17 protein-coding genes and 1 tRNA gene are annotated in these 22210 nt (G+C 45.3%); 10 read left to right on the top strand and 8 right to left on the bottom strand.

Annotation, left to right across the window (positions count from 1 at the left end):
• Positions 1–471 precede the first annotated feature (471 nt).
• The 3 genes from JBF11_RS08835 to JBF11_RS08825 form a co-directional block, all read right to left on the bottom strand.
• A complete protein-coding gene (locus JBF11_RS08835) occupies positions 472–789 on the bottom strand; it encodes a TusE/DsrC/DsvC family sulfur relay protein (RefSeq protein WP_334315113.1) in 318 nt (105 codons plus the stop codon).
• Positions 790–1122: 333 nt separating this feature from the next.
• Positions 1123–1794, bottom strand: a complete 672-nt coding sequence (locus tag JBF11_RS08830) for a CBS and ACT domain-containing protein (RefSeq protein WP_334315112.1) — start codon at positions 1792–1794, stop codon at positions 1123–1125.
• 96 nt (positions 1795–1890) lie between these two features.
• Entirely contained in the window at positions 1891–2388 is a 498-nt protein-coding gene (locus JBF11_RS08825; RefSeq protein ID WP_334315111.1) for a YchJ family protein, read from the bottom strand.
• A 408-nt stretch (positions 2389–2796) separates the two neighbouring features.
• On the opposite strand from JBF11_RS08825, the gene ffh reads away from it, so the two are divergent.
• The 3 genes from ffh (at position 2797) to JBF11_RS08810 (ending at position 6744) form a co-directional block, all read left to right on the top strand.
• Positions 2797–4296: a signal recognition particle protein gene (gene ffh / locus JBF11_RS08820; protein WP_334315110.1), complete on the top strand. Its 1500-nt coding sequence runs from the start codon at positions 2797–2799 to the stop codon at positions 4294–4296.
• Positions 4297–4324: 28 nt separating this feature from the next.
• A complete protein-coding gene (gene rpsP / locus JBF11_RS08815) occupies positions 4325–4564 on the top strand; it encodes a 30S ribosomal protein S16 (protein ID WP_334315109.1) in 240 nt (79 codons plus the stop codon).
• Between the two features lie 206 nt (positions 4565–4770).
• Positions 4771–6744 carry a monovalent cation:proton antiporter family protein gene (locus JBF11_RS08810; protein WP_334315108.1) on the top strand — a complete coding sequence of 658 codons (1974 nt, stop codon included), beginning with the start codon at positions 4771–4773 and terminating at the stop codon, positions 6742–6744.
• Between the two features lie 44 nt (positions 6745–6788).
• Here the strand turns inward: JBF11_RS08810 and JBF11_RS08805 are convergent, their stop codons facing one another.
• The 3 genes from JBF11_RS08805 to JBF11_RS08795 are packed head-to-tail and all read right to left on the bottom strand — an operon-like array spanning position 6789 to position 11634.
• Complete coding sequence (locus JBF11_RS08805; RefSeq protein ID WP_334315107.1) at positions 6789–7742, bottom strand: hypothetical protein; 954 nt, start codon at positions 7740–7742, stop codon at positions 6789–6791.
• On the bottom strand, positions 7739–9280 hold the full coding sequence (locus tag JBF11_RS08800; RefSeq protein ID WP_334315106.1) for a YifB family Mg chelatase-like AAA ATPase: 1542 nt from the start codon (positions 9278–9280) through the stop codon (positions 7739–7741). Before JBF11_RS08800 ends, JBF11_RS08805 begins: the two co-directional genes overlap by 4 nt.
• Positions 9281–9282: 2 nt before the next feature.
• Entirely contained in the window at positions 9283–11634 is a 2352-nt protein-coding gene (locus JBF11_RS08795; RefSeq protein WP_334315105.1) for an LPS-assembly protein LptD, read from the bottom strand.
• 192 nt (positions 11635–11826) lie between these two features.
• Here JBF11_RS08795 and alr point away from each other — a divergent pair, with 192 nt between their 5' ends.
• The 3 genes from alr (at position 11827) to JBF11_RS08780 (ending at position 15826) form a co-directional block, all read left to right on the top strand.
• Positions 11827–12930: an alanine racemase gene (gene alr, locus JBF11_RS08790; RefSeq protein WP_334315104.1), complete on the top strand. Its 1104-nt coding sequence runs from the start codon at positions 11827–11829 to the stop codon at positions 12928–12930.
• Positions 12931–13059: 129 nt separating this feature from the next.
• Positions 13060–15138 (top strand): sodium-translocating pyrophosphatase, encoded by a 2079-nt coding sequence (locus tag JBF11_RS08785; RefSeq protein WP_334315103.1) that lies wholly within the window; start codon positions 13060–13062, stop codon positions 15136–15138.
• A 109-nt stretch (positions 15139–15247) separates the two neighbouring features.
• Complete coding sequence (locus tag JBF11_RS08780) at positions 15248–15826, top strand: SGNH/GDSL hydrolase family protein (RefSeq protein ID WP_334315102.1); 579 nt, start codon at positions 15248–15250, stop codon at positions 15824–15826.
• Between the two features lie 245 nt (positions 15827–16071).
• Here JBF11_RS08780 and JBF11_RS08775 read toward each other — a convergent pair whose 3' ends face one another.
• Entirely contained in the window at positions 16072–17211 is a 1140-nt protein-coding gene (locus JBF11_RS08775; RefSeq protein ID WP_334315101.1) for an FkbM family methyltransferase, read from the bottom strand.
• Between the two features lie 271 nt (positions 17212–17482).
• Between JBF11_RS08775 and JBF11_RS08770 the strand changes: the two genes are divergently transcribed.
• Both JBF11_RS08770 and JBF11_RS08765 read left to right on the top strand, forming a co-directional pair.
• Positions 17483–18181: a Bax inhibitor-1/YccA family protein gene (locus JBF11_RS08770; RefSeq protein ID WP_334315100.1), complete on the top strand. Its 699-nt coding sequence runs from the start codon at positions 17483–17485 to the stop codon at positions 18179–18181.
• Positions 18182–18488: 307 nt separating this feature from the next.
• Positions 18489–18564 (top strand) — tRNA-Val (locus tag JBF11_RS08765).
• Between the two features lie 226 nt (positions 18565–18790).
• On the opposite strand, the gene JBF11_RS08760 is transcribed toward JBF11_RS08765, so the two are convergent.
• Positions 18791–20173 carry an alanine/glycine:cation symporter family protein gene (locus tag JBF11_RS08760; protein WP_334315099.1) on the bottom strand — a complete coding sequence of 461 codons (1383 nt, stop codon included), beginning with the start codon at positions 20171–20173 and terminating at the stop codon, positions 18791–18793.
• A 485-nt stretch (positions 20174–20658) separates the two neighbouring features.
• Here JBF11_RS08760 and larB point away from each other — a divergent pair, with 485 nt between their 5' ends.
• Positions 20659–21342: a nickel pincer cofactor biosynthesis protein LarB gene (larB, locus tag JBF11_RS08755; RefSeq protein ID WP_334315098.1), complete on the top strand. Its 684-nt coding sequence runs from the start codon at positions 20659–20661 to the stop codon at positions 21340–21342.
• A gap of 1 nt (position 21343) precedes the next feature.
• Positions 21344–22195 carry a nickel pincer cofactor biosynthesis protein LarC gene (gene larC, locus JBF11_RS08750; RefSeq protein ID WP_334315097.1) on the top strand — a complete coding sequence of 284 codons (852 nt, stop codon included), beginning with the start codon at positions 21344–21346 and terminating at the stop codon, positions 22193–22195.
• Positions 22196–22210: the final 15 nt, after the last annotated feature.

Here is a 22210-nt window from a genome sequence, read left to right as displayed (position 1 = left end):
ATGCCCGTTCCATATTCACGTTTTGAATTGAACTATTATACGTCAAGGAACGTTCTTTTCCTTTCAACTATCCCACAAGCGAAGGTATGCTAAAATGGAGCGAAATGAGCAGCAACATGTGAATATGCTCCATACAAGCATTTTCTTCCATATAAAGCAACTTGTTCCGTTTACAAAATTGCCCGATAATTTTCCGATATCTCTTTTATTTCTGCATATATTTAAACGGCGAAATTTTCGCGCAGCCAGATATTCGCAATTCCATTTTGTACGGAAAAACCTTGGCTGCCGCCCATACGGCGCCGCTCCTCTTTGGTTTTGATTGCCAAACACATCAAAGCGTTCCCAAAAGGACAGCGTGTGTCTAAAATTTTTCATTCCACCGGCTTAAAAAGCGGTGTTTTCTATGCCGAAGCCGCAAAAAAAGGCAGGAACACAAATTCCTGCCTTAAAGTTCTTTATGACTAAAGACTATACGCAACCGGTTGGTTTTGGAAGTCCAGCCATTTTGCAAGCTCCTTTGCCAGGACCAGATGGGAACAATTCGTAAACTTCTTTCAATTTGTAACCGGTGTTTTTGGAAAGAATACGAACCATTGGAGCAATACCATTTTTACGATAGTAATCTTGAAGGAAGTCAAGAATTTTTTGGTGATCTTCGTTAAGTTCTGAAATACCTTCAGAGTCTTTCACATACTCCAACCATTCTGGGCACCAGTCATCAAAACGAAGAAGGAAACCGTCTTCATCTACTTCAAAAGATTTACCTTTGTAGGTTACTTCAGCCATGTGTGGTCCTCCTTGGACAATATGGACATTTAGTTTTTTTCGTTTCAATCCATGCAGACTAAAACAATGTTTGATATCAGAATCGAACAGGATGAATATCCTTTTCTTTGTTTGCCATAATTATCAAAAAAAAGCAAGTTCGTATTTTTGATAACTATTCAAATTTTTTCGACCCGAGCTCTTCCGGCAAAAGTCCCGTTAAAAACTTCCCGCAAAGAGCTTTGTATTAAAATAATAGTATGCATTAAAATGATTTTTGTAAAGTGTTTTTCACAAACTTTCTTTACTTTTTTTGGGCAATACCCAAAAAACTCATATAATTACAAACCATTATCAAAGCATATGCACTGTATCCTTCACCCAATACACAACTTTGCAATGGGCTCTCATCTTTTCAATGAGATTATTCTCTTCTTCCGCCGCCATAGGACGTATGCGGATGTATACATCACGCATGGTATCATTGTCTTTATACCCGCCGGTCAGCACGGATACGATTCTGCCGCCGTTCTCCCTTATCAAATCAAGGACGGGAGGCAAAGTTCCGGGGTCTTCGGAAAGCTCCAAAGCAAATTGGATACCGCCGCGGCGAACCCCTGAAATTTCCGTGAAAATTTTAAAAATATCGGCTTCGGTAATAATGCCGACAAGCTTTTTCTCCCAATCCACGACAGGAAGCCCCGTCAGCTTCTTCTCCAGCATGATAAGGGCGACTTGTTCGATGGTATCCATCGAGCTGACAGCAACGGGGTTTTTCGTCATAATATCCTTGATTTTCAATTCTGACAAAAGATAAGAAAGTTCATGCACATCCAACGTAGTCGCTTTTGAAGGTGAAGCTTCCTTAATATCTCTGTCGGAAACAATACCGATAAGTTTCATCTCGTCATCGACGATAGGAATACGTTTTATTCCATGTTCTTGCATTAATTTTGAAACTTTAAGCATTGATGCGTCTTCTTTCGCTGAAATCACCGAACTTGTCATCCAATCACGAATAAGCATATACTCCTCCTCTAAAGCCGTATGCAGTATCTTGAAAATACATTAATCTTCTTTTTTTAGCAAGCCGCAATCCGAACGGGCACCCCCTCCGGCGCGTTATTCTTCATTTTTTCCGCAGCATTTCTTATATTTTCTGCCGCTTCCGCAGGGGCAGGGATCGTTCCTGCCGATTTTCGGACTTTCGCGGCGCACCGGCTCTTTGCCGTAAACAGTGCCGTCAACATAGTACCATGTGTCATTTTCTTTTCTAAAGAACGCATCTTCCCGCAATTCCTGAGGAAAATCCCGAACGGAATAATGGGCGCAAAAGCTCACTTCCCCTGTTTCATCATTTTCAAGACCTTCTTTGGTTCCAAGAATTTCCAAAGATTTCCAATCCATTACGGAAGACCATTCTTCAATTTCACTGGGGCTGACATCATCACGAAATTCCGGATGGGCGCTTTCCACCAAAAAATCGTATTTTTTCAAAACATGGGCTGTATATCGTGCGCGCATCAGCGCTTCCGCGGTAGGAGCCTTTTTTGCGCCTTCAAGAACAGGCAAACAGCAATCCTTATCTTCCAACTGAGATCCGCAAGGGCATAAACTCATAGCGTTCCTCCTAAAAATTTTTTGTATATTGCACTTTCTTTTTCTGATTGACAAGTTTTTTTTAAAAAGAAAAGCCACCCAAGGGGAAGGTGGCTTTATAGGGGGAGATAGGAAGAAGTACGTTACCTGTTATGGTAAGCCATGCTTCATTTTAGAGAGGTACTTTCTTATCTGCAAAAAGCGTACCGATACCATAACCAGCTTATTAAACTGAATTTAACGTTTTCATGCCCGTTTTTCCCCTGTCTAATTTCCGTACAGCCCGTGCGGAATGTATCAAATTTTTATACAGCCGCCGTTCGCCCGCCCGTTTTTTAAAATCCATTCTTTTTTCTTGACGTAACACACTTTTTCAAGTAACGCTAATGAGCTAATCTTATTTGAGAGCATCAATATTTAGGAATAACTATGTTCGAAAGCTTAACTGACAGACTTTCCGGCGTGTTCCGTTCCCTTGGCGGACGTGTGCAGCTTACGGAAGAAAACATCCAGGAGGCTATGCGTGAAGTGCGCTTGGCGCTTCTTGAAGCCGATGTCAACTTTAAAGTCGTAAAAGATTTTACGGACACGGTAAAAGAAAAAGCCCTTGGCACGCTCGTCATGAAAGGAGTCAGTCCTGCCCAACAAGTCATTAAGGTTGTTAACGACGAACTTGTGCATCTGCTCGGCGGTGAAAGCACGGAACTGAAATTGCAGGGGCAGCAGCCCGCTGTTATCCTTATGGCAGGATTACAGGGGTCCGGTAAAACCACATCATCCGGTAAGCTGGCTCTTTTGCTTCGCAAACAAAAAATGAAGCCTTACCTTGTTCCTGCCGATGTTTACCGTCCTGCGGCTATTGAGCAGCTGCGCACTTTGGCGAAACAACTTGATATTCCCTGCTTCGATTCCAAAGCGGATATGAAACCCGCCGATATTGTGCAAAACGCTCTCATGGATGCGAAAGAAAAACAATGCACCGTTGTTATTCTCGATACGGCAGGGCGTTTGCATATTGACGAACCCCTCATGCAAGAGCTCCGAACAATCAAGGATATTGCGAAACCACAGGAAACGTTGTTTGTGGCTGACGCCATGACCGGGCAGGATGCCGTCACCGTTGCCGACGCGTTCAATCAGCAAATCGGCATTACAGGCGTCGTGCTCACCAAAATGGACGGCGACGCAAGAGGCGGGGCGGCTCTTTCCATTAAAGCCGTTACCGGCGCACCCGTAAAATTTGTCGGCATGGGAGAAAAACTTTCAGAAATGGAAGTATTCCACCCGGACAGGATCGCAGGGCGCATTCTTGGCATGGGCGATGTGCTGACCTTGTTGGAAAAAGCCCAGAGCACCATCGAACAAGAAGAGGCGGAAGCCCTTGCGAAAAAAATGCAAAAGGCCAAGTTCGACCTTGAAGACTTCCGCACGCAAATGAAACGTATGCGTTCCATGGGATCTTTCGAATCCATTTTAAAAATGATTCCGGGTCTTGGCGGCATTGCAAAACAACTTGGCGAAATGAAAGGACATGAAAAAGAAATAGCCAAAACAGAAGCTATCATCAATTCCATGACCATGAAAGAACGCCGTAACCCCGATATCATCAATCCGTCACGAAAAGTACGTATTGCGAACGGTTCAGGCACAAAAGTCCAAGATGTCAACCAGCTATTGCGTCAATTTGACCAAATGCGCAAAATGATGTCCGGCATGCTGAAAGGCGGCAAAGGAAAAATGCCCCCTATGCCCAATATGAACCAGTTGGGCGGCATGAACAGACTGGGCGGCATGGGCGGTTTCGGCGGTTTAGGAAATATGGGCGGACTTGGCGGTTTGGGTTCTCTGCCCGGAATGCCGGGCTCCCGCGGTACTTCCGCCACCAAGAAAAAACGTGACAAAGATAAAAAGAAAAAGAAAAAAAGATAATATCTACCATAAAAAAGAGGAGATTACAATGGCTGTAAAAATCAGACTTACCCGCAGCGGCTCTAAGAAACTTCCTTTCTACCGTGTTGTTGCCATCAACAGCGAAACCCGCCGTGACGGACGTCCTTTGGACTTTTTAGGATATTACAATCCTCACAAAAACCCTGCTGAAGTCAGTATCGACACGGAAAAACTTCAGGAATGGGTGAATAAAGGCGCTTTAATGTCTGACACCGTAAAAAGCATTGTGAAATTGAATAATAAATAATTCAAGGGGCTTTTGCCCCTTCGCAATGCTCCTTATGCAATAAGCACCTAGCTTTTGTTCGGTGCTCTTTGTTGTTTAATATTAATGCTCCGCTTTTTTCTCTTTCTTCATGCATTTTTAGTCTTCTTCCATACTTGCATTATTTAAATTATCCGCTATAACTTGTTGTATTATAACCCATTAATCCGAACAATCAAGGTAAGGCTATGCATTTTGATTTTTTACAGGAACTTATCGCAGTTTTCATGATTTCCATCGTGGTCATCCTTATTTGTGCGAAATTCAAAATTCCCAGCATTGTCGCGTTATTGGTCGCCGGCATTATCTGCGGTCCTTCCGCGCTGAAACTTGTGTCGGAAATTGAAGCGGTCGACATTATGGCGGAGGTCGGCGTCGCCCTTTTGCTTTTCACCATCGGCATGGAACTTTCCTTAAAAGATTTGAAACGGATAAAACGCCCCCTTTTAATTGGCGGATTCGGACAGATAAGTTTCACTATCTTACTGATTACAGCAATATTTTCCGCCTTATTGCCATGGCAAAACGCTGTCGCCTTCGGCTGTTTGGTCACCCTTTCTTCCACCGCCATTGTTTTGAGCCTTTTCCAGCAAAAAGCCCAGTCTGATTCGCCGCATGGCAGGGTTTGCCTTGCAATCCTCATCTTCCAAGACCTCGTCATTGTCCCTATCATGCTTCTTTTTCCGCTTCTCAGCGGAAAATTGGAATTATCCCTGCAAGAAAGCCTGATCACCCTCGGCGAAAACTCCCTTGTCATTATCGGCGTTATCCTGTTCGGCAAATTCATTTTACCCCGCCTCATGTTTGCCGTCGTCAAAACCCGTTCCCGCGAACTTATGCTCATGACAGTCCTGGGATTTTGCTTTTCCGTAGCCCTGATAACAGCCTCTATAGGCTTATCCCTTTCCTTGGGAGCGTTTATCGCGGGTTTGCTTCTTGCGGAATCGGAATACAGTGTCAGCATTATGGAAAATGTTCTGCCGTTCAAAGAAATCTTCACAAGTATCTTCTTCATTTCTGTCGGAATGTTATTGAATTTGGACTTTTTCATTTCCCATATTTTTATCGTTCTTTCCATAGCGGCTCTTATTTTCGCCATAAAACTTTTTACGCTTGTTCCTGTGGTGAAAATTACGGGATATTCCATGCGCACCGCCATTATTTCGGCTTTCAGCATGTCCCAGATCGGAGAATTTTCCTTTGTGCTAGCCGGGCACGCCCTAACGCTTCACCTCATGGACAATGACGGATACCAAACTTTTTTGGCTGCCAGTATCATCACCATGACACTGACGCCTTATTTCATCAACAACGCTCCGCAGTTTGCCGCTAAATTACTCAGCGGCTATTTTAAAAAATACGCCCATGAAGAAGACGTGTTACCGGAAAAACAGAACGATTTCAATGAGCATATCATTATCATCGGCTTCGGAATCGGAGGAAAAAGCCTCGCCAAGGTAGCCAAGGAAAGCGGAATTCCCTATGTTGTTTCAGAACTCAATCCGGATACGGTAAAACGTTTTAAAGACATCGAGCCCATTTTTCACGGTGACGCAAGCTATCCTTTGGTGCTTGAGCATTTGGGCGTGAAAAAGGCGCGCTGTCTGGCGATTATGACTTCAGACCCCACAGGTTCGCGCGCCATAATTAGCAACGCCAAAAAACTCAATCCCGGTCTGCATATTGTCGTACGGACCCGATTTTTATCAGAAATAACCGGTTTAAAAGAACTGGGAGCCGATGATGTCATTCCGGAAGAATTTGAAACGTCCATCGAAGTTTTTGCGAAAGTTCTCAATTATTTTCTTATCCCCCGCCAGCAAATCGAACAATATGTCCAGCAGATCCGCAAAGAAGTCTATTCGGGTGCGCACACCATAGATTTAGGCAGCAATTTGCAGGCGATAAAAGACAATTTGCCCGATTTGCAGTTCGCAAGCTTAAAAGTGGAAAAAAACTGCAAACTCATCGGCACCAAATTAGGCGACGGAATTTTAAGGAACATCTATAAGATAAACGTCGCCGCAATACACAGAACAACGCAAAATATCACGGAACTGAACGCTGAAACGGAATTTTTCGAAAACGATGTCGTTTATGTGTTCGGCTCCCAAGAAGCCATTATCCGCGTGCAGGAAGTTTTTCTTGAAATAAAAGATTAGGAGGGACGGCTCTCAATCGTTCTTTTCCGATTTTTCCGCAGCCGTCATTCTTCGCACGGCTTTGCCTCATCACCGCAAAGCGTCGTTTCCTTACCGATTAACGCACTGATATTTGTTTCGGTTTCCATTACGGCGGATTGCTCCAGCCGCACGGTTTGCACGGGTAAATCCTTTGGTGCGCCAAAAACTTCAATATAAGGGATGAACGACGTTCTGCGCTTGACAATGGCGGTATTTTTCCAAACCCGGTATTGGATTACGAAATACCGAAAACTGAACACATCAAAAAAATCAACGTGTTCTTCGGGTTTTCTCTTTTCCGAATTCAGCAATGCCTGATACAAAGTGTCTCCCGCTTCCAGGCGTTCCCACATATACATGATACGCCAAATATCGTTGCCGTTTTCCTCCACGGGAAACCATGCGATATTTTTATTCGTATGCTCTTTCTCAAGAATATCTTTGCAAGCCGTACAAGAAGGGGAAAAGAAAATCTTCGTGCTTGGATTTTCAATTTCGATAAAAGGCACCCCGCGCTGATTTGCATTGATTGCGGAACCAATCAGCAATACGAACAAAAAACACCAAACGGAAAGCAGCAAGGTTTTGGGATACGGAGCGATAGGACGCCTGTTTTCATAACGGACGGCATAATAGGAACACGCAAGCAAAATCCCCGCAATGATGCAAACAATGCAAAGCGTGGTGTTCACCATGATCAAAAGCAGAAAAATATCGAAAAAAAGCGCGGCGGCGGTTAAAATCCGTATGACATACGCGCAGCCGAATAAAGATAAAATCAAAATACCTGCGAAAAATATCGCTCCGAGCCACCACAGGGAAAAGCCCATGATAGTGAAATTGGCGAAAACACTGCAATTGTCCGTACAGACTTTTTCAAATAAAAAAACGCTTAAAATATTATATACGGAAAAAAACAAACCGATCACAGCAATAACGAAAGAAATCGGCAAAAATTTATGTCGCAAAGGATTCATGCAATTCCCCCTTGATTTTTCATGGTTCTGTCCAATGCCCTGCATTGGATGGCAAGAGCGATATGTGAAACCGCAATTTTTTCTTGTTCTTCCAAATCGGCAACAGTGCGCGCAACCTTTAAAATCCGTGTGAACGAACGCGCGGACAAAGCGAGCCTGTCCACCGCCTTACCCAAAAAGTCCCTTTCCTTCTGCTCTAAAAAGCAGTATTTTTCAAGCATGGCTCCTGATAAATCAGCATTGGTCAAACATGCTGTACCCTTATAGCGTTCTTTCTGAATTTTTCTCGCGTTTTCAACACGCAGCTTCATGCCTGCGGAATCCTTGCCTTTGAAATCGGTATGGAAATCCTCAAACTGTACGGAAGGAACCTCGATATGCAAATCAATCCTATCGAGCAGCGGTCCGGAAAGTTTAGCCCGATACCGTGCCAACTGCTGGCTTGAGCATGTGCATTCATGTTTTTTATCCCCGTAATATCCGCAGGGGCAAGGGTTCATGGCGGCAATGAGCATGCAGGAAGCGGGATAGGTCAAGCTTTGGGCGGAACGGGAAATGGAAACGAACCCGTCTTCCAAAGGCTGCCGCAAAACTTCCAAAGACGAACGGGAAAATTCAGGCAATTCATCTAAAAACAACACTCCCCTATGGGCAAGACTCACTTCCCCCGGTTTGGGATAACTTCCTCCGCCGATCAGGGCGATTTCCGAAACCGTATGGTGAGGGGAACGGAAAGGTCTTGCCGTCACAAGCCCTTTTGCGGTCAATTTATTGGATACGCTGTAAATGGTTGTCACTTCCAAAGCTTCTTCAAAGGTCAAACTCGGCAGAATTGTCGGTATCCGCTTTGCAAGCATGGTCTTGCCGCTGCCCGGCGAACCGATGAAAAGGAGGTTATGCCCGCCTGCCGCCGCAATCTCTATGGCGAGTTTCGCTTCTTCCTGCCCTTTCACTTCGGAAAAATCCATATCATAACTTCGGCATTCTTCACCCTGCTTATGCCTTACCGGCTCAAAACAAGCTTTTTCGCAAATAAAATCAAGCACATCCATAAGCGTATCAAGACCGTAGACGGTCAGCCCGTCAACAATGCCCGCTTCACCGGCGTTTTCACGCGCAACAATCATCGCATCCATATGCAAAGAGCGGGCTAAAAGGGCGAGAGGCAAAATTCCGCTTACAGGCCGCAGTGTCCCATTCAATGAAAGTTCTGCGGCAAAAAAAATTTTTTCCGTATTTAAAGAAGGATGAATATTTTGTGATGCCGTCAATAAGCCGATAGCCAAAGGCAAATCATAAGCGGTGCCCGCTTTTTTCCTGTCGGCGGGGGCGAGGTTTACTGTGATTTTGGCAGGCGCAAGTTTGAACGCGCAGGCACGGATAGCCGTAAACACGCGTTCTTTCGCTTCCTTAACGGCGCCTTCCGCCAAACCGACCATGACAAAAGCCGGCATGCCCGCCTTGGTGTAATCAATTTCAAGTTCGACCTTGTACGCTTCTATACCTTGTAAAGCCCCGCAAACAAGCCTCGCAATCATAATTAAAACCCTAACCCCAAAAATTCTATATTCAAACTGAAACGTTCCTCAATCTGGTCTTTCGTATATTCCCCGTACAAATATAAACACTGATGTTTATACCCGACTCCGGCGACACGTTCATAGCTTTTTCCCGTATCCAAATTCGTCCTTTCCATTATATAAAGGGAAAGTTCGGGAGAAGCTTTCAACGACAGCGTATTGGTGATAACATTGATTTTTCCGCTGGGAACTATGTCATTGACATTGTCGTAATTCACAAATCTTCTGTAATTGTAATTAGGCTCGCGCTGACTGTAACTTGTTCTGAAAGAACCATAGGTGTTATGGAACAAAGTCGAACCCACATCCACACGGTTCAGTTTGCCGTCATAAAAAGAATAATAAGCATCACCATGGAAATTGATCCATTTCAGCGGCTTGAAATCCAAACGGGTTCTCAAATCATGCCATGGTCTTCTTTCATAAACCTCAACATGTTTTTCTCTGCTGTCCTCTTTAAAATCAAAGCCGGTGCTGACGGAAAGATTTATGAAATCGCGGTATGAATAATTATTGCCGATTCCGTCTTTCTGCCGGACAACGGAACTGTATTTCGCAGTCAAAATATTATCCAGACGGACTATTAAATCATTTTTGCCCTGCAGTCTGTCCTCAATGGTGAAAAAGGGATTTCCTTCCTGATCAACATGCTCTATCCATTCATAAGCGATTCTCGGCTGAACGGTATGCTTCAGCGCAACCATTTCCCGTTTGCCGACATTTTCCTGAACGGGGGCGTTTTCCTGTTCAAACTGCCAAATACGGTCAGCTTGGGCGTAAAAACTCGAACGAAATTCCGGAATGAAGCGTGTGTCGCTGCCTTGCTGTTCCCCGCTGCCCAAATCATTCAGCAAAGAAGTGTCTTTTCCTGAAATGCCCGTATATGCGGTTCCTCTGGCGCGCCCTGCGACTTCACCGCGGACAAAGCCCAAACTGACAGGATACGCCACCTCCGGATAAAGCTCCGCCTTGGCGCCTTTCGTGCCGAAACGGCGGTAATAATAGCCCATATTGGCTTGCATGTTCCATTCCAAAGGAAAATTTTCAACGATTTTATCCCTGTTCCAATACAAGCCAAATTCCGGAAGATGCTGAACCGTCGTATCGTATTTATGGGAAAGGTTTCCGTGTCCGAAACTCGGGTCTTGCGTATATTTCATTCCTGCCGTCAAATAAAACTTCTCATAATTCCTGTACGCAAAGCCCTGAGTCACCCTGTTCTCATCCGCTTCGGCAAAATTTCGTCCGAACATGCTGTAACTGTTGTCACGGGTATAATCAAAACCTGTCATACGGTTGCTGAATTCACGAATAAAATTTTGGTCGGAAACATAATCCAAATTATATTTATAGTTCCAGCGGCTCTCGAAAATATCCCCGCTGCCCATGGCTCTCAGCCAGTAACGGGTCCTGTTCGGACGGATCTTCCCGTCCGTTTGGTCCACGGAATCCTGTCCTTCACTCAAAACCCGCGTGTCGTCATATAAAAAATCGACCATCGCCCACAGTTTTTCATTTTCTTTTGTGTGGGAACGGTATTCGAGGGACGGCATGAACCCTTTTTCCGTCAGAACAGTTCCGTAAACCGTCAAATCCCGGCTTTGGTCAATCACATGAAAATAAGGCTGGGTATAGTAAAAACCTTGTGTGGAGCTATAACCATAATTGGGAAGCAGCAAACCGCTTTGCCTTGTCGTCTTGGTCGGTGCGACAAAATAAGGAACGTATGCCACCCCCTTATCCTTTATATTGAAAATGACATCAAAAAAATGCGCGTAACTGTCAACTTCAAGATCGGCTTCCTTAGCTTCGATTTTCCACAGGGGAACGGAACCGTCGCAGGTCGTGGCGGTAGCCTTTAAAAGGGAATAGCGGGATTCTCCCTTTTTATATATTTCATCGCTCTTAAAATACATGTGCGGACCGGCAAGAAAAAGCTTCGCGTCTTTCAGCCAGCCTGTGCTGTTTGTCAAATCAAATTCGGCTTCCTTTGCTTCGACTTCATCGGTGCCCAGTTTCGCATAAACATTTCCTTGCAGCAAAATCCATTCGGTATTTGTGTATAATCTGGCAAAATCAGCTTTTAAATAATCATCACCGCGGACGAGCAAAACATTGCCGCGCCCTTCAATCACGACTCCGTCGTTCACGCTCACAAGGGAATCCGCATAAATTTTCCAAGGCAATTCATCCTTTGTCACGAGGGAGCCGTCGGAAGCGATGGAATCGGGCAGCTCCACGGCTTGCGCGTTTGCCGCAGCCCCGAAGAAAAAAGCGAAAATTATGACGACATATCTAAAAAAACAAAGCATTCACATATTCCACATATTCATATTATAAAAAATCACAAAAATTGTAACATAAATTTTCAGAAGAATAAAGCAAATAAATTCTTTAAAAAAATATTTTTTTATAAATATATCATATTGAAATCACTGTAAAAATCTTGTCTTGCTTTTTATGGAATTCATATTACAATACAAAAAGACAAAAAAGGACGAACCATGAAAAACGCTTTTTGCAGAATACAAATCGATTTCGATGCGCTTCTTTACAATTACAGACAGGTTAAAAATCTCCATCCGGAACTTATGCCTGTCATCAAGGCGAATGCGTATGCCCATGGCGCCGTGGAAATAGCACGTTTTTTTGAAAAACAGGGCGTCAAGTATTTTGCCACCGGCACGATTTATGAGGCATTGGAGCTCAGGGAAAAAGGTATCGCAAATGAAATTATCCCGCTGCTGGGAGCGCTGACCGACGAAGAATACAAAAAAGGCGAAGAGGAAAACATTGTCAGCCTTGCCCACGACAGGCAATCCTTGGACAAAGCACTGACCCATTCGAGCAAAATCGCCGTAAAAATCAATTCCGGCATGGGACGCCTCGGATTTTTGCCTCAAGATATCGGTGAAGTGATTCACTCCATCAAAAAACACAACAAAACAGCGCAATATGTGCTGACGCACTATGCTAGCGCCGATGTTATTTCTGAAAACGGCTACATGCAAACACAGGCGGAGCGGCTCGCTCCTGCCGTTACAGCGTTAAAAAACGCCTTTCCTGACATAAAAACGAGTTTCGCCAATTCCGCGGCTCTCGTCGCCTATCCGGAATATGCGGGAGATATCGCCCGCATCGGAAGAATTTTTTACGGCGGAAATCCGCTGTACGGCACCCAAAAAGAGGCGCTGACCCCTCATTTGAAGCCCGCCCTCGCTCTTACCGCCCCAATTCTCAGTATAAATCATTTAAAACGCGGGGAATGCTTAAGCTACATGCAGAGCTTTACGGCGGAACGCGACACCGTGGCGGCATGGATAGGCATAGGCTATGCCAACGGATACCGCCGCAGCAACCGTGTTTTCAGCCAAGACAGCAATTTTGTGCCTCATGTTTCCCTGCTCGGACGGCACTGCCCCGTGCTCGGCTATATCACCATGCAAATGACCGCCATTGACATCACTGACATTTACGACGGAAAAAATATCCAAACAGGCGACCATGCTTATGTTCTGGGAGGGGAGGAAAATCCCGTCACCCCTGAAATGCTCGCAACGTGGTGGAACACTGTTCCCCACGAAGTGCTCACTTCTTTAGGGTTTTAAAATTATTTTTTCATACCTTGACTTTATCCTTGCTTATTGTTGTTTTTTCATATATGATTTTTAATTCTAATATGTTGGACAGAGCTTCGTGGCTTTTCCCATATCATTTCAACGTAGCGAGGGTCTTATATGACTTCTATTTCCTTATTATTGGTCTTTGCTTGCGCGGCATTCGCACTGTATTACGCGTTCAAAGCCTCTAAAGTCGTGCTTTCAGCCAGCACGGGCAATGAAGATATGCAGCGTATCGCAGGTGCGATTCAAGAAGGTGCACAGGCATATTTAAACCGCCAATACCGCACTATCGCCATTGTGGGCGTCATTGTTGCGGTGCTGCTTCTTTTCTCCCTTTCTTTCCTTGTCGCACTCGGTTTCGTAATTGGTGCCATTTTGTCCGGTGTAGCCGGATATATCGGCATGAACGTTTCTGTCCGCGCTAACGTGCGTACCGCGGAAGCAGCCCGTGAAGGTCTTACCCCTGCATTGAACATCGCTTTCCAATCCGGCGCAATCACAGGTTTGTTGGTTGTCGGTCTCGGACTTTTAGGCGTTACTTTCTACTATGCGATCCTGCAAATGTTCCAGGTCGACACGGCTGAACTCATGCAGGCATTGGTAGCCCTTTCCTTCGGCGCTTCCTTAATTTCCATTTTCGCCCGTCTTGGCGGCGGTATTTTCACCAAAGGCGCTGACGTAGGCGCTGACCTTGTAGGCAAAGTCGAAGCCGGCATTCCTGAAGACGACCCTCGCAACCCTGCCGTTATTGCTGACAACGTAGGCGACAACGTAGGCGACTGTGCAGGCATGGCTGCCGACCTTTTTGAAACCTATGCCGTCACCATTGTCGCCACCATGCTTTTGGCTTCCATTTACTTTGAAGGCGCTTTGCAAAACCTTATGATCATTTATCCGCTTCTCATCAGCGGCGTTTGTATCCTGGCTTCTATCGCCGGCACCTTCTTCGTGAAGCTTTCCGACGATAAGAAAATCATGAAAGCCCTTTATAAAGGCTTCCTTGCGACCGCTGTCATTTCCGCAGCCCTTATCACGTTCATCACCATGGCATTCTTCTGGAATACCGGTGAAATGGTTATCAACGGCAAAGCGTTCACCGGCGGCAACCTCCTTTTGTGTTCTTTCACCGGTCTTGGCGTTACCGCCCTTTTGGTATGGATAACCGAATACTACACGTCAACCGCCTACCGTCCTGTCAGAAGCATTGCAAAAGCTTCCACCACAGGTCACGGAACAAACGTCATCCAAGGTCTTGCTATTTCCATGGAAGCTTGCGCATTGCCTGTAATCGTCATTTGCGCCGGTATCTTGTTTGCTTACCATAACGCCGGACTTTTCGGCATTTCCATTGCCGCTACAACAATGCTCGCTCTTGCCGGCATGGTTGTCGCTCTTGACGCATACGGACCTGTTACCGATAACGCCGGCGGCATTGCCGAAATGAGCGGTCTTCCTGAAGAAGTCCGTGAAGTCACAGACGCCCTTGACGCTGTCGGCAACACGACAAAAGCCGTTACCAAAGGATATGCTATCGGCTCTGCCGCTCTTGCAGCCCTTGTTCTTTTTGCGGCATACACGGAAGACCTTTCCCGCTACTTCCCGCTTTCCAAAATCACCTTCTCCCTCCAAGACCCTTATGTTCTCATCGGTCTTTTCCTCGGCGGGCTTTTGCCTTACCTCTTCGGCGCAATGGGCATGATGAGCGTCGGCCGCGCAGGTTCCGCCGTTGTTGTGGAAGTTCGCCGCCAATTCAAAGAAATTCCGGGAATTATGGAAGGAACCGCCAAACCTGATTACCATGCTGCTGTCGATATGCTTACAAAAGCGGCAATTAAGGAAATGATCATCCCTTCCTTGCTGCCTGTTCTCGCACCTATTGTCCTCTATGGAATTATTTCCCTTGTCGGCGGACAGGACGCGGCATTCGCAAGCCTCGGCGCCATGCTCATGGGCACTATCGTAACTGGTATTTTCGTCGCCATTTCCATGACAAGCGGCGGCGGTGCATGGGATAACGCAAAAAAATACATTGAAGACGGAAACTTCGGCGGCAAAGGTTCAGACGCGCACAAAGCGGCTGTAACCGGCGACACCGTCGGCGACCCGTATAAAGATACCGCAGGCCCTGCGATCAACCCGATGATTAAAATCATCAATATCGCAGCGCTTCTTCTTTTGCTTGCTCTTGCATAACATGCAATACCGTATATAAAGAAAAAAAAACTGTAAAAAATACCCTCCCCATTTATTGACGGCACAAACCAATAAATGGGGATTTTTTTCATATTAAGAGGAAAAATCCATGCATATTTTCTATTTTTTCGGTGATTCCATCACCTTGGGTGTCAATGTTCAGCCCAAAGACAGCTTTTATCAACTAATAATCGGCAATCTGCAAAAAAATTTTTCTCTTCCCCCTACGAAATTTTATAATTTAGGGGTTTGCAAAAACTCTTCCAAAGAAATACTCGCCCGTTTTGACAATGAATTTTCCGTCCGCAACTTAGCAGGAAGCACGCCTGTCTTCTTTTTGATGTGCGGTGTCGTGGATACGATGAAATTTACGGAAAATCCGTATTTAAGCCTTGAAGAAAGCAAAGAAAACTATACGAAACTCATTCAATCAGCCAAAAGCAAAGGGCAGGTCATCGCCATTAGTCCGAGCCCTGTCGCCAATGCTGAACAAAATGAACGCCTGAACAGGCTTATCAGCATACAAGAAAAAATTTGTTCTGAAAATTCAGTGTATTATATCAATATGTTCCAAGAACTGCTGGATAATGATTTTGTCGGCGATTTAAAAGACGGCGTCCACCCGAGTGAACAAGGCAACAAACTTATTGCGGGCATCATTGCAAAAGAGCTGAAAAACTGCCTCTAAGTCCTTGCTCTCCGTATTTTTTCAAATCACAGCCGGCAATCAATCCGTATCATAAAAATAACCGGAACCAAATTGCCGGCAATTTTTTTTAAATTTTTACCGCTTAAATCAAAAACAATGCCGCTGATACACAGACATAAAACAAAGAAAACAAAAAACACCGGCGCTGCCGCTGCAAGTTCAAAATTACTGCCTAAAACAAAGCAGAAAGAAGAATTTCATGCCGCCTAACCGTCAATATTCAATTATGAGCGGGGGATAGCATACAAAATCGTATCCGTGAACATACATGACGAATGTGCGACATACAATGCGTATTCTTCGGCAAGATCATGGATGAAAAGGGGAACATCAACCATATCCGACGGCTTATGGTACAGGCAGACAATCAATTTCGGACGGTGTTTCAGAATGGTTTCCCTGCCTCCCGCCAAAGCGAGCATTTCCGCACCTTCAACATCAAGTTTTATGCAGTTCACCCGACCGAGCCAATGCTTGCGCACAAAATCATCAATGCTCGTCATCTGGCAAAGAACGGAATTTTCCTCTTCGGAATTTTGGGCTGCCATATGGGAAGAATCCCGCAAATACGCGAAACGGACCTCTTCCGTGGTCTTGCCCAGTCCGGAGGTTTGCAGATGATACTGGGGAAAACACGCCAGTTCTTTTCTTGCAACTGCAGCCATATCCGGAATAGGTTCAAAACCGAACACGCATCCTTTCTCACCAACGCTTTGCGCAAATCGCTTCTGAACGCCCACCATGTCCGACACGCCTCCGTCCAACATGATATCCCCGTATTCCGGGCGGACTAGAGGATGATAATATTCCTCATGCGCGGAAAGCGGCAAATATCCGGCATTTCCTGTCATCAGCGCCTTGATCCGCGCGGCATACGCCTCACGGCTGGCATCATCCGCCAAAAGACCGTATACCTTTTGCAAGCTTGCCTCATTCTGGCGGTAGAAATCCGGTAACGTTTTCCGCACACCGAATTTTCCTCTCCGCCCTGCATACAAGTACACGCTATGAATGCCCAAAACAGCCAATTCACGTAAAACCGCAGCCACCATGCCGGCACCGGCAGCTCCGGGCTTGCAGAAAATCACTTTTTCCAATTCAGCGATCCGCTTTATGTCCTTCACCCCGCAAACCGGAACGGCAATCGTGCCGCCGGCGGTTGAAACGCTTATGTATTCAGGACTATTGCCCAAAAGATCCAAAACAAGCAGCAGACAAACTTTGCTCTTGGGATATTTCTCTAAAAACAACGGCAAAAGAGCAAGATCTTCCCGCAGGGTTATACAGCAAATATTGAGCCGGAAATCGGGCATGTCCCATGAGCGCCGAAGCTGTATTGAATTGACACGGTCTTTCAAATTCATAACGGTAATCCATTTTATGTTGGTAACTAAATAAAAAAATAGGCTGTATCACATTTATTGTCAATTTTTTTATGAAACCGACCGCAAGCCGAAAAAAACGACATGTACCCGAACGGACGGGATAATAGACGCAGAACAATACCACTCCGAATAAGCCCAATTGAAGATACCGGCACAAAAAACCGGAAAAAACCGCTCCCGAACTCTTTGCCCTTGCCTATTTGGCAAATCGTGCTTATACTATGTTCATTCAACCATTGGAGGAAATGAAATGGAATATAATCAAACACAAAGCATGGCGGCAAGCCGTTCCAGCGTGACTGTCTTTTTACAGCAAGTCTATTTATGGATGGCGGCGGCTCTTTGCATAACAGCACTCAGCGCCTATATCACAATAAGCAATCAAACAATTCTTATGGCGACTTTTTCCGGCTATATGCCCATTGTGCTTATTGCAGGCATTTTAGGAATTGTCCTTTACCTTTCCTTTGCCATGCATAAATTATCCCCTGTTGTCGCAACGTCCCTGTTCATGCTTTATGCGGTGCTGAACGGCGTTTTCCTCGCCCCCATCACCCTTGTCTATACCGAAGCTTCCATTGCAAAAACCTTCATCATCACCGCCGGCATGTTTGGAGGAATGAGCATTTACGGTATTAAGACCCAAAAAGACCTTACCAGTATCGGTTCTTTCTGTATCATGGGGCTTTGGGGACTTATCCTTGCCACGCTCGCCAATATTTTCATTGCAAGTACCGCCATGGATTTCGTGATCAGCATTGTCGGAGTCATTGTTTTCGTAGGGCTTACCGCTTTTGACACTCAAAAACTCAAGCAAATGGGCGAAACCGCTCCCCTTGACGACGCTGTCGCCATGCGCCGCGGCGCGCTTCTCGGCGCTATGACCCTGTATCTTGATTTTATCAACCTCTTCCTGTATTTGCTCAGATTATTCGGCGAAAGAAAATAACGGGACTTGTAATCAACTAAGCTTTTCAAAAGCCCCGTTTGGTGGAAAATCCATTAAACGGGGCTTTTTTTAGCGGTCACACGCAAGATTTTCATATGGTTTTGATTTTGACTGCCCTGCCTTATCGTTTTATCTCAGCTTTTTTAACGCCTTTATAAACCAATTATTTTCTTCTCCGTGTTTCTTCATTCATCATACGTATTTTCATGCTTCTTTTACGAAACGAAAACGTTCTTAAGCTTTTTTGCCTCTTTTGCAAAATTTTCCTTGACAATAAAAAAGCTTCTCTGTATATAGACAAAACGACGGATGGTTAGCTCAGTTGGTAGAGCATCGGTTTTACACACCGAGGGTCGGGAGTTCGAGCCTCTCACCATCCACCAGTTTCAAAGCCTTTTAGGGGCTTTTTTTATTTAATCGCCTTTTTTCTTTTTTGACTTTCCTTAGAAGATATTTTCCAAAAATATTTTTAAAATAAGACGGCTTCTCCCCCAAAAACTGTCCAAACATGCCGCCGCGGTTGATATACTATCCCAAATATAAAAAATGTTCGCTCATAAAAAAAGCCGTTCATAAAAACGGCTTTTTTGTTTCTAAAATCAGCAAAAATTACTTCTTGCGTTCTTGTTCGTCATCAAAGGTATGGACCTTGCCGGTTGCATTATATTCCTTCACAAGTCTGAATACCAACGGACTCAAGAGCAATACGCCGATAAGGTTGGGAATGGCCATCAATGCGTTGGCACAGTCGGCAATAAGCCATACCAAATCCAATTGCACCAATGCCCCGACGGGAATAGCCAAGGTGTAAATCAAACGGAACGGCATAAGGGCCTTGTCACCAAAAAGGTAAATGGCGCAGCGTTCCCCGTACACGCACCAGCCGAGAGCTGTTGTGAATGCAAAGAAAAGCAGGCAAATGGTCACAAGCTTGCCGCCGATGCCGCCAAGGGCGAGGTCAAACGCTGCGGTAGTCAGAGCGACGCCGTTCAATGCTTCGGGGGAGCGCCACAAATCGGTTACCAAAATGGCGAAACCTGTCATGCTGCATACGATAATCGTATCGATGAACGTGTCAAGCATACCGAGCATGGCTTGGTTTACAGAACAGTTATTGGTTGCCGTGGCATGGGCGATAGGAGCGGTACCAAGACCGGCTTCGTTGGAAAATACGCCGCGCGCCATACCGTAACGGATAGCCATCATCACGGTGGCACCGGCAAAACCGCCTTGTGCGGCGGTCGGCGTAAATGCGTCATCCACAACATAGATGAACACATCGACAACCCTGTCCGCATACATAATGATAACGGTCAAAGAAACAAGGATATACACAAGCGCCATAAGAGGCACGACCTTGCCGGCGAAATTGCCGATACGCTGAATGCCGCCAAGAATAACGACAGCTGCGACAGCAAATAAACCGAGAGCGCTTATCCAGTTCGGCACGCCGAAATTTGAAGCAAGGGATTCGGCAACAGTGTTGCTTTGAATCATGTTGCCCGTGCCAAAACAAGCGCAAATGCAGAAAATGGAAAAAAGCACACTTAAAAATTTATATTTCGGTCCGAGCCCGCGTTCAATAAAATACATAGCCCCGCCCACATAGTTGCCTTGCGGGGAACGCTGCCTGTAATACATTGCAAGCAAAATTTCAGAAAATTTGGTAGCCATGCCGACAAGGGCGGTCATCCACATCCAAAAAAGCGCGCCGGGACCGCCCAAGAAAATCGCCGTTGCAACCCCTGCGATGTTGCCTGTGCCGATTGTTCCAGAAAGGGCTGTCATCAAAGCGTTGAAAGAAGAGATTTCCCCGTCGCCGCTGCTGCTGCGCCCTTTCCAAATGCCGGCAAAACCTTGCGGCATTTTACGAAATGTGAAAAATTTCAAACCAAGCGTAAGATAAATACCGGTGCCTACCAACAGAACAAGCATGGCAGGTCCCCAAAGAAACCCGCTGAAGCTGTTTAAAAAATCCATAAAAAATTCCATAAAAACCTCCATATTTTTCTAAAGTATTTCATAATTAAAATAAGAAAGTCCATTCTTTTTCCGTCTTTTTTATGGCAAATGACCATAACCAGCTAAAATAATAAGGAATGACGGTAAAGTTTTTATTTTCACATATTTTTGGAAAACCTGACAAAAATAATTCCGCAGCATATTAAAATTTGCAATGCATGCTTTGAAAATTGCAAGTTTCTTAAATTTTCAGCGAAAATTTCCGTTTTTTTAAAAAAATCATCAATAAAAAAAATAAATTATACTATATTTTTTTACGCATCAGAAAAAAAAACAAAACAGCTTCTTGTGAAAAAAATATTATTTATCCCCGACATCGCATGATTTTTTTCGAGCATGCCCTGTCAAAACAACGAGCATACTTTCAAACATCAAAAAAGTATTTTATAGGTCAATAAACCACATAAGCCATGATTAGCCTTTACTCTTTTCTGAAAAAATGCTATCAATCCCCTATGAAAAACAAAAAAAATACCGCTCACGTCCAATTCGACTATGAACGTGAAGAGCGTCTCGGTCTGCCTGAAGCTGTTTTTTGCGAGGGAAAAAACAAAGACATCATACAATCCCTTCTGCTTGAATTTAATGAAAGCACAGGAAAAAGTATTTTATTTACACGCTTGGCGCCTGAAATTTTTTACGGTTTTCCGGAAACCATCCAAAAAAACATCAATTATCATGAACTGTCCCGAACCGCCTTCGCTTTCGCCCTGCCTCCCCATAAAGCCAGCAAGAAAGTAGCCGTTGTTTCCGCGGGAAGCGCAGACGCGAAAACAGCTTGGGAAGCGGCAAGAACCTTGGAATATTTGGGCATTGAACATTCCATGTTTGAAGATTGCGGCGTTGCGGGGCTTTGGCGGATACAAAAAGCTCTCCCGCAAATCCGGGAATACGACATCGTTATCGCCGTCGCAGGCTTGGACGCCGCCCTTGTTTCTGTTTTAGGCGGACTTATTAAAAGCCCTATCCTTGCCGTGCCTACGTCTGTCGGCTACGGCATGGCGAAAAACGGAGAAACGGCCCTGTCCTCCATGCTTGCCAGCTGTTCTTCCGGAATTTCCGTTTTCAATATCGACAACGGTTTCGGAGCCGCCTGCGCGACCGCACGTATTCTGAATATGTTAATAAAAGAGAAATAATATGGAACACTCCCACAAACACTCCCGCGAGCATTCACACCAGCATTCCCATACGGATGAACATACTCATCATGAACACGGGCATACGCACGAATATCAGCATAATACCCATGGCAAAACACAGCAAAAAATCCTCTGCATACGCCCCCAATCGGGCTTGTCAGGGGACATGCTTCTGTGCGGTTTGGCTTCTTTGCTTGAACTCAGCCAAGAACAGCTCAATTCCCACATAAAAACATTAAATTTTCCTCAGCTGGAAGACCGCGTCCGCATAGAAGACCGTTTTGTCAACGGCATACGCGGAAAAAGCGCCCATATAACCTTGGAGCATGAACACGCCCACAGAACACTTGCCGACATCGAAAAAATCATTGAAAAAAGCGGCATGCACGAAAACTCGAAGGATTTAGCCGTAAAAACCTTCACCCTTCTTGCCGAAGCGGAAGGAAACGTGCACGGCAAAGAGGCGGACTCCGTGACCTTTCACGAAGTAGGCGCATTGGACAGCATTTTGGATATTTGTCTTGTCTGCGCCCTTTACACGGAACTTGCTCCCGATAATTTCATCTGCGGTCCCCTGCCTTTGGCGGACGGCACAATCCATTGCATGCACGGGCTTATCCCAAGCCCGGCACCCGCCGTTCTCGCGCTGCTTCAAGGCGCTGCCGTTTGTCCTTTTGCAGGCAAAGGCGAAACCGTGACCCCCACGGCGATAGCCCTTTTAAAAACCCTTGAGGCGCACTTTGAAAACTGGGCGAGCATGCGAATGGAAAAAACCGTTCTTGTTTACGGCGGCAAAATTTTTGAAAACGCCCCCAACGGCAGTATTTTCGCGTTAGGAACAAGCCTGTAAAAAAAATTTAAAAAA

It is taken from the genome of Taurinivorans muris, from assembly GCF_025232395.1.
Lineage (GTDB): Bacteria > Desulfobacterota > Desulfovibrionia > Desulfovibrionales > Desulfovibrionaceae > Taurinivorans > Taurinivorans muris.
This window is presented reverse-complemented; position numbering and strand designations above follow the sequence as displayed.